This window comes from Streptomyces sp. NPDC058469, assembly GCF_042721125.1.
In the GTDB taxonomy this organism is placed as follows: Bacteria; Actinomycetota; Actinomycetes; order Streptomycetales; family Streptomycetaceae; genus Streptomyces.
Map to the genome: position 1 here is coordinate 38,482 of NZ_JBHXME010000012.1, position 13,242 is coordinate 51,723.

A 13,242-nucleotide genomic window follows, 5' to 3' on the forward strand; every position below is an offset into this window, starting at 1 on the left:
TCTCAGCAGCTCCCTGGTTCCCTGGAGACCTCCCATGCACGACGAACGCAGCCGGATCGAGGAGCGCGTCCAGCGCGCCCATGACCAGCGCATCAAGCCCGCGGTCTACGCGGCCACCGCGCCCTTCACGGTCGAGGCCTGGCAGGCCCCCGGTGAGCCGGTCTCCTTCGAGGAGGCCGAGGCGGCGCCGTACGCGCCGTTCGCGATGGACACCCCGTGGGGTCCGCCCTGGGGCACCACCTGGTTCCGGATGCGCGGGCAGGTGCCCGAGGAGTGGGCCGGGAAGCGCGTCGAGGCCGTCATCGACCTCGGCTTCGTGGGCGACTGGCCGGGCAACCAGGCCGAGGCCCTGGTCCACCTCGCGGACGGGACGCCGCTGAAGGCGGTCAACCCGCTCAACCAGTACGTGGCGATCGCCAACCCGGCGACGGGCGGCGAGGTCATCGACTACCTGGTCGAGGCGGCCTCCAACCCCGACATCCTCGCCAACAACTTCTCGGAGCCCACGCCGCTCGGTGATGTACTGACGGCAGGCGACCGTCCACTGTATACATTCCGCCGCGCCGACCTCGCCGTCCTCGACGAGGAGGTCTTCCACCTCGACCTGGACATCCAGGTGCTGCGCGAACTGATGCTGGAACTGGGCGAGCACGACCCCCGCCGGCACGAGATCATGCACGCTCTCGACCGGGCCCTGGACCTCCTCGACCTGGACGACGTCGCCGGTACGGCCGCCGACGTGCGGGCCGCGCTCAAGCCGGTGCTCTCCAAGCCCGCCAACGCCAGCGCACACGTCATCTCCGGTGTCGGGCACGCGCACATCGACTCGGCGTGGCTGTGGCCGATCCGCGAGACCAAGCGCAAGACCTCCCGCACCTTCTCGAACGTGACGTCGCTGGCCGACGAGTACGAGGACTTCATCTTCGCCTGCTCGCAGGCCCAGCAGTACGAGTGGGTGCGCGACAACTACCCGCAGGTGTGGGCCCGCATCCAGGAGTCGGTCAAGCGCGGCCAGTGGGCGCCGGTCGGCGGCATGTGGGTCGAGTCCGACGGCAACCTGCCCGGCGGAGAGGCCATCGCCCGCCAACTCGTCCACGGCAAGCGGTTCTTCATCGAGCACTTCGGCGTCGAGACCAAGGGCGTCTGGCTGCCCGACTCCTTCGGCTACAACGCGGCCTACCCGCAGCTCGCCAAGCTCGCCGGCAACGAGTGGTTCCTCACCCAGAAGATCTCCTGGAACCAGACCAACAAGTTCCCCCACCACACCTTCTGGTGGGAGGGCATCGACGGCACCCGCATCTTCACGCACTTCCCGCCGGTCGACACCTACAACGCCCGCTTCAGCGGCGAGGAGATGTCCCGCGCGGTCCGCAACTACCAGGAGAAGGGCAACGCCACCCGCTCCCTGGCCCCGTTCGGCTGGGGCGACGGCGGTGGCGGTCCCACCCGCGAGATCATGGAACGGGCGCGCAGGCTCGCCGACTTGGAGGGATCGCCGAAGGTCGTCGTCGAGCACCCCGACGAGTTCTTCGCCAAGGCCCGCGCGGAGTACCCGGACGCTCCCGTCTGGGTCGGCGAGCTCTACCTGGAGCTGCACCGCGCCACCTACACCTCGCAGGCCCGCACCAAGCAGGGCAACCGGCGCAGCGAACACAAGCTCCGTGAGGCCGAGTTGTGGGCCACCACGGCCGCGCTGCACGCACCGGGCTACGCCTACCCGTACGAGAAGCTCGACCGGCTGTGGAAGACGGTCCTGCTGCACCAGTTCCACGACATCCTGCCCGGTTCCTCGATCGCTTGGGTGCACCGCGAGGCCGAGGCCGAATACGCGCGCGTGGCAACGGAGTTGGAGGAGCTGACGGCGGCGGCCGTGGCCGCGCTGGGCGGCGGCGGAACCCGCGTCTTCAACACCAGCCCCTTCGACCGCGCCGAGGTCATCCGCACGGCGATCGGCGTACCGATGTACGCGACGGTCCCCGCGAACGGCAGCGCCCCACTGGCCGCCGAGTACGTCCCGCAAGCGGTGACCGTCACCGACCGCGTCCTCGACAACGGGATCGTCCGCGTCGAACTCGCCGCCGACGGCACCCTCGCCTCCGTGCGCGACCTGCGCCACGGCGGCCGTGAAGTCCTCGCCGACCAGGGCAACTTGCTGCGTCTGCACGCCGACCTGCCCAACTACTGGGACGCCTGGGACGTCGACAAGCACTACAAGAACCGCTTCACCGACCTCCTGGACGCCGACTCCATCACGGTCGTCGAGCAGGACCCGCTGCTCGGCGCGATCCGCGTGGAGCGGTCCTTCGGCAAGGGCTCGAAGATCGTGCAGACGATCACCGTCCGCGCGGGCAGCCCCCGCATCGACTTCGAGACCGACATCGACTGGCACGAGGCCGAGAAGTTCCTCAAGGCGGGCTTCCCGGTGGACATCCGGGCGGCCCACTCCTCCGCCGAGATCCAGTTCGGCCACATCCAGCGGCCCACGCACACCAACACCAGCTGGGAGGCGGCCCGTTTCGAGGTCTCCGGCCACCGCTGGGTGCACCTCGCAGAGCCCGGCTACGGCGTCGCCGTCATCAACGACTCGACGTACGGCCACGACGTCTCCCGCACGGTCCGCGAGGACGGCGGTACGACGACCACGGTCCGCCTGAGCCTGGTGCGCGCCCCGCGCATCCCGGACCCGGGCGCCGACCAGGGCAAGCACCGCTTCACCTACTCGTTGCTGCCCGGCGCGAGCATCGAGGACGCGGTCGCCGAGGGCTACGCCCTCAACCTCCCGCTGCGCGTGGCCGATTCGGGCGGCGCCCCGGAGCCGGTCGTCTCCGTCGACGGCGACGGCATCACCGTCGAGGCGGTCAAGCTCGCCGACGACGAGTCGGGCGATGTCGTGGTCCGCCTCTACGAGTCGAGCGGCGGCCGCGCCCAGGGCGCACTGCGCACGGGCTTCCCCCTCGCCGGCGCACAGATCACCGACCTGCTGGAGCGCCCCCTGGAGGACGAGGTCTCCGTCGACGGAGATTCGGTCGCGGTCGCCCTGCGGCCCTTCCAGATCCTGACGCTCCGTCTGCAGCGGGCGGGCGCAGGCCAGTAGTACACCCGGAGGGGCGGGCCCCGGCGATCGTGGACGCTGTTGGCCAATCCCGTCTGCAGGCCGGGGCAGCCGCAGATAGCCGAGAAAGTGTGACACTTTGGCAAGAAGTGTCACACTTTTTCGAGTCACTGGCCCAGCCCCGCCTGATTCGCCGACAGCGTCATCGTGCGCCGGGACCCGCCCTCTTCATCCCCCCAACTGACCTTGTATGTAAGGGGAGTTCAGCCGTGCCCATGCAACCGTGGTTCACCGACGCCAAGTTGGGGATCTTCGTCCACTGGGGGATCTACGCCGTCGACGGCGTCCAGGAGTCCTGGTCGTTCTACGACGACATCGTGCCGCACGACCGGTACATGTCCCAGCTCGACCGCTTCACCGGCGCGAAGTACGAACCGCGCGCCTGGGCAGACCTGTTCGCCCGAGCCGGCGCCAGGTACGCCGTCCTGACGAGCCGCCACCACGACGGTGTCGCCCTGTGGGACACGGAGTTCGGCGAACTCAGCCTCGGCAAGGACTACATCACCGGTTACGCCGACGCCCTGCGCGAGAAGGGCCTGAAGGTTGGCCTCTACTACTCGCACTCCGACTGGAACCACCCCGACTACGCCACCACCCGCAAGCCGGGCCGCCCGCCGGAGCAGGAGGACAACCGCTACTCCGAATGCTCGGCCGAGGACGAGGACCTCGAAGCCTGGGAGCGGTTCATCGTCTACCGGGACGGCCAGATACGGGAGTTGGCCTCCCGCTACCGGCCCGACCTGATGTGGTTCGACGGCGAGTGGGACCGCAGCGAGGAGCAGTGGCGCATCAAGGAACTCGCCGCGCTCATCCGCTCGTACTCTCCGGACGTCGTGTTCAACGCCCGCATGCTCAGCGAGGGCGACTACGCGACACCGGAGCAGGGCGCCCCCGTCGAACCCCCGGACGGGACCTGGGAGTTGTGCCTCACCATCAACGACTCGTGGGGGTACCAGCACCACGACGACAACCACAAGTCGCTGAGCCAGCTGGTGCGTTACTTCACGGAGACGATCGGCGGGGGCGGCAACCTCCTCCTCGACGTGGGCCCGATGGAGGACGGCACCATCCCGCAGCCGCAGGTCGAACGCCTCGAAGGCCTGGGGGAGTGGATCCGCAAACACTCCGACGCCGTGTACGGCACGGTGCGCGGGCTCCCGGCCGGGCACCACTACGGGCCGAGCACCCTCTCCGCCGACCGGCGCACTCTGTATCTCACCCTGTACGACATCCCGCGCGCCGAGATCGGAGTCCGCGGTCTTGTCACCCCGGTCCGCAGGGTCACCGTGCTCGGCACCGGCACCGAACTCGCCCACCGGGTCATCGGCGGACTGCACGAGGCCGTAGGGCAGTTGTGGATCGACCCGCCGCCCCTGGCCGACCTCGACCCGCTGGCCACGGTCCTCGCCGTGGAGTTGGACGGGGAGTTGGAGCTGTACCGGGGCTCGGGCCGTTTCTGACCGATGGAGCCGACTGTCGGCGCACACACCGAGGCGGCCGGCCCACACGGGGGACCGGCCGCCAGGGGTGGGGGCCGTCAGCCGGTGAAACCGGCCGTGATCGAGGTGAACTGCCAGGTGTTCTGGCTGATGCCGGAGCAGTTGCTCACCACTCCGCCACCGGCGCACCCGCGGTCACGGTTGACCGACCAGAAGGCGAGCCGGGCGATGTGGTGCGAGTTCGACCAGTCACGGATCTGCGTCCAGATGGCCGGAGTCGTGGTCTCCGACTGGTCCGACAGACCGTTCATGCCCGAGATGCCGATGTGCGAGTACGCCGTCGCGTCGTCCCAGCCGAAGGTCGACTTCAGCTTGGTCTTCAGGCCCTCGGCCGCGGCGACCGTGTTGCCGTACATGTCGGAGCCGCCGCCGAAGTCGAACGGCATGATGGTGAAGACGTCGATGTTGGCGTTGAGCGACTGCGCCTGCTCGATGAGCCGGTTGCCGTAGTACGTCGGGCCGGTCGTCGAGGTGCCGAAGGTGACGATCGTCCGCAGGCCGGGGTTGTTGGCCTTGACGGTCTTCAGCGCGGTCAGGATCTTCGCCTGCACGGCCTCGTTCTCGAACTCGTCCGTGTTCTCGATGTCCATGTCGATCGCCTTGAGGCCGTAGGCGCTGATCACCTTCTGCAGGGCCCCGGCGAGTGCGCTCGCCGAGGAGCAGTTGGCGCCGAGCTTGCTGCCCTGCCAGCCGCCGAAGGACGGGACGACGTCACCGCCCGCCGCGCGGATCTGGTTGATGGCGGTCTGGTCGACGCCACCGGTCAGGGCCCGGCTGCCGTCCCAACTCGGGTTGCAGCCACCGGAGTCCAGCACGAACGCCATCGTGAACCACTTGATGCCGGTCGCGCTCATCACCGTGCTCGGGCTCGGCGGATCGCCCCAGCCCTCGTAGAGATACGGCGCTGCCTGGGTGAACCCGGTGCCGCCGCCGGTGCCGGCACTCGTCGTGACGCTCACCGAGTTGGAGGCCGCCGAGCTGTTCCCGGCCGCGTCGCGCGCCTTCACGGTGAACGTGTAGGCGGTACTGGACGAGAGCCCGCTGACCGTGCCGCTCGTGCCGGTGACGCTGAGGACCTGGTTCGCACCGCTGTAGATGTCGTACGCCGTGACACCCACGTTGTCCGTCGAGGCGCCCCACGACAGCGACACGCTGGAGGAGGTCTTGCCCGTGGACGTCAGCCCGGTCGGCGCGGTCGGGGCCTGGGTGTCGCCACCGCCGCCACCGCCCGGACCGTCGAGGCTGATGTCGTCCGCGTAGTAGGTGCCCTGCGCGTACCAGCCGTGGACGTAGATGGTGGCGCTGGTCTGCGAGGCGCCGGTGGTGAAGGACGTCGTCAGCTGGCTGTACGCCGACGGGGACGAAGTCCACGTCGAGGAACCGCCGTTGACACCGAGGTAGACATAGTTGCCGCGCACCCAGCCGCTGAGCGAGTACACCGTGTTCGGTTGCACGGCGACCGTCTGGGAGCACTGTGCGGTGTCGCTCGAACTCACCGCGCCCGCAAGGGCCTTGGCACCGCCGTGCACGGGCGAGGAGACGACCGAGCCGAGGTTTCCGGTGCAGGACCAGGGGGAGAGACTGCCCGACTCGAAGCCGGGGTTGGTCAGGACGTTCGCCGCCTCCGCCGTGCCGGGCAGCGCGATCGCCCCGGCCATGGCCAGGGCGGCGGTGCCGAGCAGGGCGAGGAGCCGACGTCTGGAACGTCTGAGTGTGTCGCGCACGCTATCTCCCTGAAGGAATGGGGGTGTTCGGGAGTGCAGGAAGGTGCGCAACCAAGCTGGTATGGACCAATCGCGGTGTCAAGATGCGGCGCCATGATTGGTCCAGACCGGTATGAAGTTGTCGTGCGGGTCGAAGAGGGACCGAGGAGTCAGGCGCGGGCGGCGGCCCGGCTGCCCGTCTCGGAGGTCGCCGGTGCCGTCTCCACCTCGTCCTGTGCGGATACGGGCGCCGCCGGCAGCAGGGGCTCCGACTCCTCCGCGCGCTGGTGCGGGAGCGACACCGGACGCAGCTGACGCGGGCCCGAGACCACCGCGTAGTCCGCGCCCAGGAACGGCGGCTGCATCGTGCCCGGGTCCTCACCGAGCGCCAACTGCACTGCCGCCCAAGGGGCGTTGACACCGCACAGCGACAGCTGGTGCAGGCCGCCTGCAGGGCGGGTGTTGACGTCCATCAGCACGGGCCGGTCGCCGAACATGCGGAACTGGATATTGGACAGGTAGTGCAGCCCGAAGCCCTCCGCGATCCGGCGGGCCGGCTCCAGCCACTGCTCCTGCAGGGTGAAACCGCGACGGCGGCCGTTCTTCGTGCGGCCCACGGCGAGGCGGATCAGGTTGTCGGGACCGGTCAGGCAGTCCACCGACACCTCCGGCTCCTCCAGACGGGGCATCACCAGCCAGTCGACCTGCTCGTCGGCCTGCTCCAGCGCCTCGACGACCGTGTCGAGCGGGACGTAGGGGCTCGGGAAGCCGTTGAGGTGCATGAGCGAGAAGGGGGCGCGCGTGATCACACGGAAGCCCACCCCGCCCGCACCGGACGCCGGCTTGAAGCACGCCTTGTGACCGGCGGCCTCCAACTCCTCTACAGCGGCGACGAGTTCGGGCGCCGTACGGACCCGCCACCACGGCGGTACGGGCACGCCGATCGCCTGGACGGCCTCGTACGCGATCACCTTGTCGTGGAAGACGGCGACGGCCTCGGGGGTCGGCGCCAGCAGCGCCGTACCCACCGCCTCGAAGTCCGCGCGGTGCGCCACGATCTCCGACTGGTGCAGCCGGGGCACGAACACGTCGATGCCGCGGCGGTCGCACTGGTCCAGCGCGAACTCGACGTACGCGGCCGGGGACAGGCCCTCGGGCTCCAGGTCGGCGGTGTCGGCGGCGGCCAGTACGGGGGAGTCGGCGTCGCCGTGCGTGGCATGGATCTCGACGGCCCGGTCGCTGGGATTTCTCCGCAGCTGATCCATGAAGAACACGTTCTCCGCGTACGTGCGGTTGAGCCAGACGCGTACGCGAGAGACCATGCAGGGCCGTCCTTTCGGGTTCGCGGGCACGGCGGAGCGAGGCCGTGCCCGGCCAAGGTGGTTGGAGGTACACCAAACCGCCCTCGGCGAAGAGGCGTTCGTGGCGGGTGGTGTTGGGGCGATCATACGGCTTTCAAAGGGTGCCGCGTGCAACGCCCGTGTTACGGATTTCCTGATGGTGCCCACCCGGCACGTGAACTCCCGTCGCGGCGCGCCCGGCCTCGGGGTTTCGCGCGGGCCGCTCCGCGGACGGGCCCTCGCGCGTCCCGCCGTCTTGTCGCGGAACGGCGGGATGTGATCTCGTGGGCTCAATCGGGTGCGCGGAGGGGGCGAGGGGTGGAGTCGACGGCCGGCGGTGCCGGACAGCTGCTGGCCATCAGCGACCTGCACATCGGGTACGCCGAGAACCGCGCCCTGGTCGAGAACATGCGGCCCGGCACGGACGACGACTGGCTGATCGTCGCCGGTGACGTCGCCGAGACCGTGGCCGACATCCGCTGGGTCCTCGAACTCCTCGCCGGCCGCTTCCGCAAGGTCCTCTGGGCCCCCGGAAACCACGAGCTGTGGACCCACCCCAAGGACCCCGTCACCCTGCGCGGCGTCGCCCGCTACGAGCACCTCGTCGCCCTGTGCCGGGAGCTGGGCGTCGTCACACCCGAGGATCCCTACCCCGTCTGGGAGGGCCCCGGCGGCCCGGTGGCCGTGGCCCCGCTGTTCCTGCTCTACGACTACTCGTTCCTGCCGGCCGGCTGCGCGACCAAGGCCGAGGGACTGACGTACGCGCACGGCACCGGCATCGTCTGCAACGACGAGTTCCTGCTGCACCCCGATCCCTACCCCAGCCGCGAGGCCTGGTGCCGGGCCCGGGTCGCCGAGACCGAACGCCGGCTCACCGAGATCCCCGACACCCTGCCCACGGTCCTGATCAACCACTACCCCCTGGACCGGCACCCCACCGAAGTCCTGTGGTACCCCGAGTTCGCCATGTGGTGCGGCACCACACTGACCGCCGACTGGCACCGCAGATTCCGCGTGGACACCATGGTCTACGGCCATCTCCACATCCCGCGGACCACCCACCACGAGGGCGTCCGCTTCGAAGAAGTGTCCGTGGGATACCCCCGCGAGTGGCAGAAGCGCCCGGAACCCCCGGGCCGACTGCGCCGCATCCTGCCGATGGAGGTCGGAACCGGTGATCGAGGAACTGCTTCCGGACTCCGTGGTGACGGTGGAGACACACGGTGACGAGGGGCTCCAGGACGCCCCGCTGTACCCCGAGGAAGAGGCCCGCGTGGCCCGCGCGGTGCCCAAGCGCCGCCGCGAGTTCGCCGCCGTACGGGCGTGTGCCCGGCGCGCCATGGAGAAGCTCGGCGTGCCCCCGCAGCCGATCCTGCCCGGCGCCCACGGCGCGCCGGCCTGGCCCGCCGGAGTCATCGGCAGCATGACCCACTGCGACGGCTACCGCGCCGCCGCGCTGGCCCGCGCCACCGACCTCGCCTCGCTCGGCATCGACGCCGAACCGCACGCCCCGCTCCCGGACGGCATCCTCCCCTCCGTCTCCCTGCCCGCCGAACAGGAACGCCTGGCACGCCTGACGGCGGAGCGGCCCACGGTCCACTGGGACCGGCTCCTGTTCAGCGCCAAGGAGTCCGTCTACAAGGCGTGGTTCCCCCTCACCGGCAAGTGGCTGGACTTCTCGGAGGCCGACATCGAGGTCTTCACGGACCCCGGCGAGGAGACACGCGGCGGCCTCCGCGCCCGCCTCCTCGTCCCCGGCCCGGTGGTCGACGGTGAGCGTGTCGACACCTTCGAGGGCCGCTGGACCGTCGGCCGCGGACTGGTCGTCACGGCGGTCACGGTCCCGCATCCGTGAACCGCCCGTACGTGCCTGGTTTTTGACACTCCGCTCACCCCTCCGGACCCCAGCTCTGCAACAGCCGGAAGAACGCCGCCTCGTTGCCCGCGAGCCCGGCGTCCGTCAACGCCTGGTCCGCCTCGGCCAGTACCGAGGGCGGGACCAGGACCGGTCGAGGGGCGCCCGGCGGGCCGTCGAAGGCTGCTCGGACCGTGTGCAGCAGCCGTAGATAGGCCTGGACGGCGGCGCGTTCGCGGTCGGTCATCACTGCGGTCTGCATAGGACGGCTCTCCCCTGGTCGGCGTCATGCGCCCCCGCACGGCGGTGGCACGACTCCAGCTTGCCGGGTGCCACTGACAATGCCGTTCCGGCGGGCGCCGGTTCGCCCGCTTAGCGGAGGCGAAACGTCACCGAAACCCCCGGTGGGACAGCGGCCCTACGCTGGAGGGAAGGGCTTTCGGCCGCTCGCGGGCGGCCAGGTGAACGGGAGGCGAGTGCGTGGAGGACGTCCCGGTACGGCGCCCGGCGCGCGCCGCACGACTGCGCTCGGTGGGCACCGGAGAACTGGAGTTGCAGTACCGCGTCGTGCACGGATACCGCCGTGCCTTCCGCATGGCCGGCGCGGGCCCGGCCCTGGTCCTCATCCACGGCATCGGCGACTCCTCCGCCACCTGGACCGACCTGATCCCCGACCTCGCCCGCACCCACACGGTGATCGCCCCCGACCTCCTCGGCCACGGCGCCTCCGACAAACCACGGGCCGACTACTCGGTCGCCGCCTACGCGAACGGCGTCCGCGATCTGCTCACCACGCTCGGCATCGAGTCCGCGACCCTGCTCGGGCACTCGCTGGGCGGGGGAGTGGCGATGCAGTTCGCCTACCAGTTCCCCGAGCGCACCGAACGCCTCATCCTCGTCAGCGCGGGCGGCGTGGGCCGCGAGGTCAATCCGATGCTGCGGCTCGTGTCGCTCCCGGGCTCCCATCTGGCCCTGTCCGCACTCCGGTTGCCCGGCATGCGACTCCAAGTCGGCCTCACCGTAGGGCTGATGAGGCTCCTCGACACCGACCTCGGCCGGGACGCCCCCGAACTGCTCACCCTCGTCGACGCGTTGCCCGACGAGACCGCCCGCAACGCCTTCATCCGCACGCTGCGCGCGGTCGTCGACTGGCGCGGCCAGGTGGTGACCATGCTCGACCGCTGCTATCTGACCGAGGGCATGCCGACCATGCTGCTGTGGGGCGACCGGGACAGCGTGGTGCCGGTACGGCACGCGTACGGCGCCCACGAGGCGATGCCGGGCAGCCGGCTGGAGATCTTCGAGGGCGCGGGGCACTTCCCGTTCCACACCGACCCGGCCCGATTCCTCACCCTGGTCGAGGAGTTCACCGGCACCACCACCCCCGCCCACTGGAGCCGCGAGCACTGGCGCGACCTCCTGTGCGAGGGCCGCCCCGGCGTCACGGCCCAGGGCGGAGCGAGGGAACGCGACCTGCGGGAGGCGAGCGAACGCAGCGCCACCTGACGGACCGGCCGCTTGACGCATCGCCCTCGTGACGGACCAACTGCGTGACGGACCGTCAAGTACTAACTACGCGGCCCCGGATACCCGAGCGACGCCTCGATCCGCCCCGCCAGATGGTCATGCTGCGCGGGCCCCCGGAGGGACGAACCGGCAAGCCATGTACGGCACTTGCTGGCGAGCAGCAGACCGAAGCTCTCGGCCTCCCGCTCTTCGGCGCGCTCGAACCGGCTGCGGGCGGCCACCTTGAGGACGGTCGCACGCAGCGCCGCCTCGTCGACGGTGCCGCCCAGGAGCCGGGCGGCCACCGCGACGCCCTCCAGGTGCGGTCCGCAGTGCCCGGCCTTCATGTGCCACAGCTCGTGGCCCAGGATCACCAACTGGTGGTCGGGCGCGGTGCGTTCCTCGATCACGACGAGATCCTGGTCGGCCATGTCGAGCCACAGCCCGCTCGCGGTGCAGGCCGGGAAGGCGGCCGTACGGAACTGGACCGGGCGGCCCCGGCGGCGGCTCATCGCGTCGCACAGCGCCGTGTACAGGTCGTGCGGCCGCGCGGGTGCGCCGAGGCTCAGTTCCGCGACCAACTCGCCGCACAGGCGGCGCATCTGCCGTCCGATGCCCACAGTTCTCCCCCGGATCACGACTCGGGCCGCTTCACGCTCTCCAGGAGCATGTCCAGCCACTCGGCGACCTTGTCGCGGTGCTGGTCGGTGGGCAACTGCGCGGCCCGCCAGGCGATTCCGCGCACTCCGTGGTCCTGGAGCAGCCGCTCCAGCGGGTCCTCCGCGGCCTCGGCCGCCGCCCGCTCGCGGTCGGCGAGCTTCTGCAACAGCTCCTGCTCGGTGCGCTGGAGAGCGCCCGCGAGGGCTTCGGAGTCCTCGGCCGTGAGGAACCCGGCGTGCACGCGGAAGAAGCGCTGGAGGGCGTCGCAGTGCTCCATGGTGGGCCGCCGGTCGCCGTTGATGAGCGCGCCCGCCTGCTGGCGGGACATGCCCGCGCCGTCGGCGATCTCCTGCTGGGTGTACTTGCGCCCGTTGGGCTTGAGTCTGGTGCGGCGCAGCAGGTCGAGGCGTTGCAGGAACCGGGCCTGCACATCGGGCTCGCCCGCGGGACGGCCGCTCAGCAGGGCTCTGACCACGGACTCCGGGACACCGCAGGCGACGGACAGCCGGCCGATGTGGATGACCTCGGCCTGGGGCACGTCGAGCCGTTCGGCGAGCGCGGTGACGCGGTCGACGACGGCGGGCAGCAGAGCGGTCGCCGTCGTGCCCGGTACCTCGAAGCCATCCGACACCGACAGATCTCCTATACGTCTCTCACAGGCTTCTCACAAAAGGTGGCCGTGAACATCCCGGAGAGTAGCGGTTGGTTCGAACTCGCATCCAGGTCTCGCCACAACTGTGGCCAATTTCAGCCGTCAACAAGCATGAAATGCCACGATAGTTGACACGACTCGCGTCGGGGCACCAGGATCAAGGCGCCGCGAGAAGGCCGCATAGGCAAGAGGGGTGACCTCCCGATGGCGTACCAGGCAGGTGGGCAGCGGTCCGCGCCGCGGCCCGTCCCCGAGAGTCCCGAGGCCCAGGCGTATCTCCTGGACTACGCCACGCTGTTGGAGGCCGTCACCTTCCCCTCCGTCGTCATGGACCACCGCTGGGACGTGGTGTTGACCAACGGCGCGTTCAAGTCACTTTTCCGGGCGGTCGGCCCGCATCCGACGGCGATGCCGGGCGACAACTTCCTTCGCTTCGTGCTCTTCCACCCCGACGCGAGCACCGTTCTCGGTGAGCACGAGTCGAGTTGGTGTCTGCCGGTGCTGGCCCACTTCGCCGCCGCCGTGGAGCGTCACGGACACGACCACGGCCTGCAGGCGATCCGCCGTGACATCGCCCAGGACCCGATCATGGAGGCCGCCTACCGGCAGGGCCTGCCGCACTGGATCCGCGCGGTCGGCGAGGAGGCGGCCGTGGAGCACGACGGCGCGGTCCGCCCGCTGCTGCACCCCGACCCGCGCTGGGGCGCCACCGACTGTCGGGTCGTCGGCGAGACCCCCAAGACCCTTGAGAACATGGGCTACTCGCGCCTGACACTGGTCCTGCGCGAGGCCCGCCGCACACCGCCGGCCAGGGTCCGCAGGGCGGGCCGCGGCGTCGGACATCTGAGAGTGGTCCCCGCGGCCGAGTGAGTGCGGGCTTCGCCACCGCCCATCAACTGGGCCTGCGCGTACCCG

Annotated in this window: 11 protein-coding genes; 6 read left to right on the plus strand and 5 right to left on the minus strand. The window is 70.3% G+C overall.

What is annotated here, in order from left to right; all coding sequences use genetic code 11:
• Window positions 1-34 precede the first annotated feature (34 nt).
• Together ACFWP5_RS09280 and ACFWP5_RS09285 are read left to right on the plus strand one after the other, a co-directional pair.
• Window positions 35-3,094 (plus strand): alpha-mannosidase, encoded by a 3,060-nt coding sequence (locus tag ACFWP5_RS09280; RefSeq protein WP_384152713.1) that lies wholly within the window; start codon window positions 35-37, stop codon window positions 3,092-3,094.
• A 227-nt stretch (window positions 3,095-3,321) separates the two neighbouring features.
• Window positions 3,322-4,572 carry an alpha-L-fucosidase gene (locus tag ACFWP5_RS09285; protein ID WP_384152716.1) on the plus strand — a complete coding sequence of 417 codons (1,251 nt, stop codon included), beginning with the start codon at window positions 3,322-3,324 and terminating at the stop codon, window positions 4,570-4,572.
• Window positions 4,573-4,649: 77 nt separating this feature from the next.
• Here ACFWP5_RS09285 and ACFWP5_RS09290 read toward each other — a convergent pair whose 3' ends face one another.
• Together ACFWP5_RS09290 and ACFWP5_RS09295 are read right to left on the minus strand one after the other, a co-directional pair.
• The gene (locus ACFWP5_RS09290) at window positions 4,650-6,335 is read right to left on the minus strand and encodes a carbohydrate binding domain-containing protein (protein WP_384152719.1); all 1,686 of its coding nucleotides are present in this window, start codon (window positions 6,333-6,335) and stop codon (window positions 4,650-4,652) included.
• 149 nt (window positions 6,336-6,484) lie between these two features.
• Window positions 6,485-7,636 carry an ATP-grasp domain-containing protein gene (locus ACFWP5_RS09295; RefSeq protein ID WP_384152722.1) on the minus strand — a complete coding sequence of 384 codons (1,152 nt, stop codon included), beginning with the start codon at window positions 7,634-7,636 and terminating at the stop codon, window positions 6,485-6,487.
• A gap of 336 nt (window positions 7,637-7,972) precedes the next feature.
• On the opposite strand from ACFWP5_RS09295, the gene ACFWP5_RS09300 reads away from it, so the two are divergent.
• Complete coding sequence (locus ACFWP5_RS09300; RefSeq protein WP_384152725.1) at window positions 7,973-8,881, plus strand: metallophosphoesterase family protein; 909 nt, start codon at window positions 7,973-7,975, stop codon at window positions 8,879-8,881.
• Complete coding sequence (locus tag ACFWP5_RS09305) at window positions 8,829-9,509, plus strand: 4'-phosphopantetheinyl transferase (RefSeq protein WP_384152728.1); 681 nt, start codon at window positions 8,829-8,831, stop codon at window positions 9,507-9,509. The genes ACFWP5_RS09300 and ACFWP5_RS09305 overlap by 53 nt, the downstream gene beginning before the upstream one ends.
• Before the next feature lie 34 nt (window positions 9,510-9,543).
• On the opposite strand, the gene ACFWP5_RS09310 is transcribed toward ACFWP5_RS09305, so the two are convergent.
• The gene (locus ACFWP5_RS09310) at window positions 9,544-9,771 is read right to left on the minus strand and encodes a hypothetical protein (RefSeq protein WP_384152731.1); all 228 of its coding nucleotides are present in this window, start codon (window positions 9,769-9,771) and stop codon (window positions 9,544-9,546) included.
• 218 nt (window positions 9,772-9,989) lie between these two features.
• Here ACFWP5_RS09310 and ACFWP5_RS09315 point away from each other — a divergent pair, with 218 nt between their 5' ends.
• Window positions 9,990-11,015, plus strand: a complete 1,026-nt coding sequence (locus ACFWP5_RS09315; protein WP_384152734.1) for an alpha/beta fold hydrolase — start codon at window positions 9,990-9,992, stop codon at window positions 11,013-11,015.
• A 62-nt stretch (window positions 11,016-11,077) separates the two neighbouring features.
• On the opposite strand, the gene ACFWP5_RS09320 is transcribed toward ACFWP5_RS09315, so the two are convergent.
• On the minus strand, window positions 11,078-11,617 hold the full coding sequence (locus tag ACFWP5_RS09320) for a toxin-antitoxin system, toxin component (protein WP_384152871.1): 540 nt from the start codon (window positions 11,615-11,617) through the stop codon (window positions 11,078-11,080).
• A 32-nt stretch (window positions 11,618-11,649) separates the two neighbouring features.
• Window positions 11,650-12,306, minus strand: a complete 657-nt coding sequence (locus ACFWP5_RS09325; protein ID WP_384152737.1) for a helix-turn-helix domain-containing protein — start codon at window positions 12,304-12,306, stop codon at window positions 11,650-11,652.
• 225 nt (window positions 12,307-12,531) lie between these two features.
• On the opposite strand from ACFWP5_RS09325, the gene ACFWP5_RS09330 reads away from it, so the two are divergent.
• Window positions 12,532-13,197 (plus strand): hypothetical protein, encoded by a 666-nt coding sequence (locus ACFWP5_RS09330; protein ID WP_384152740.1) that lies wholly within the window; start codon window positions 12,532-12,534, stop codon window positions 13,195-13,197.
• Window positions 13,198-13,242 lie beyond the last annotated feature (45 nt).

Coding starts and splice junctions, on each gene's coding strand:
- ACFWP5_RS09280 (WP_384152713.1), top strand. CDS start 35: ATGCACGACGAACGCAGCCGGATCGAGGAGCGCGTCCAGCGCGCCCAT.
- ACFWP5_RS09295 (WP_384152722.1), bottom strand. CDS start 7,636: ATGGTCTCTCGCGTACGCGTCTGGCTCAACCGCACGTACGCGGAGAAC.
- ACFWP5_RS09310 (WP_384152731.1), bottom strand. CDS start 9,771: ATGCAGACCGCAGTGATGACCGACCGCGAACGCGCCGCCGTCCAGGCC.
- ACFWP5_RS09320 (WP_384152871.1), bottom strand. CDS start 11,617: ATGCGCCGCCTGTGCGGCGAGTTGGTCGCGGAACTGAGCCTCGGCGCA.
- ACFWP5_RS09330 (WP_384152740.1), top strand. CDS start 12,532: ATGGCGTACCAGGCAGGTGGGCAGCGGTCCGCGCCGCGGCCCGTCCCC.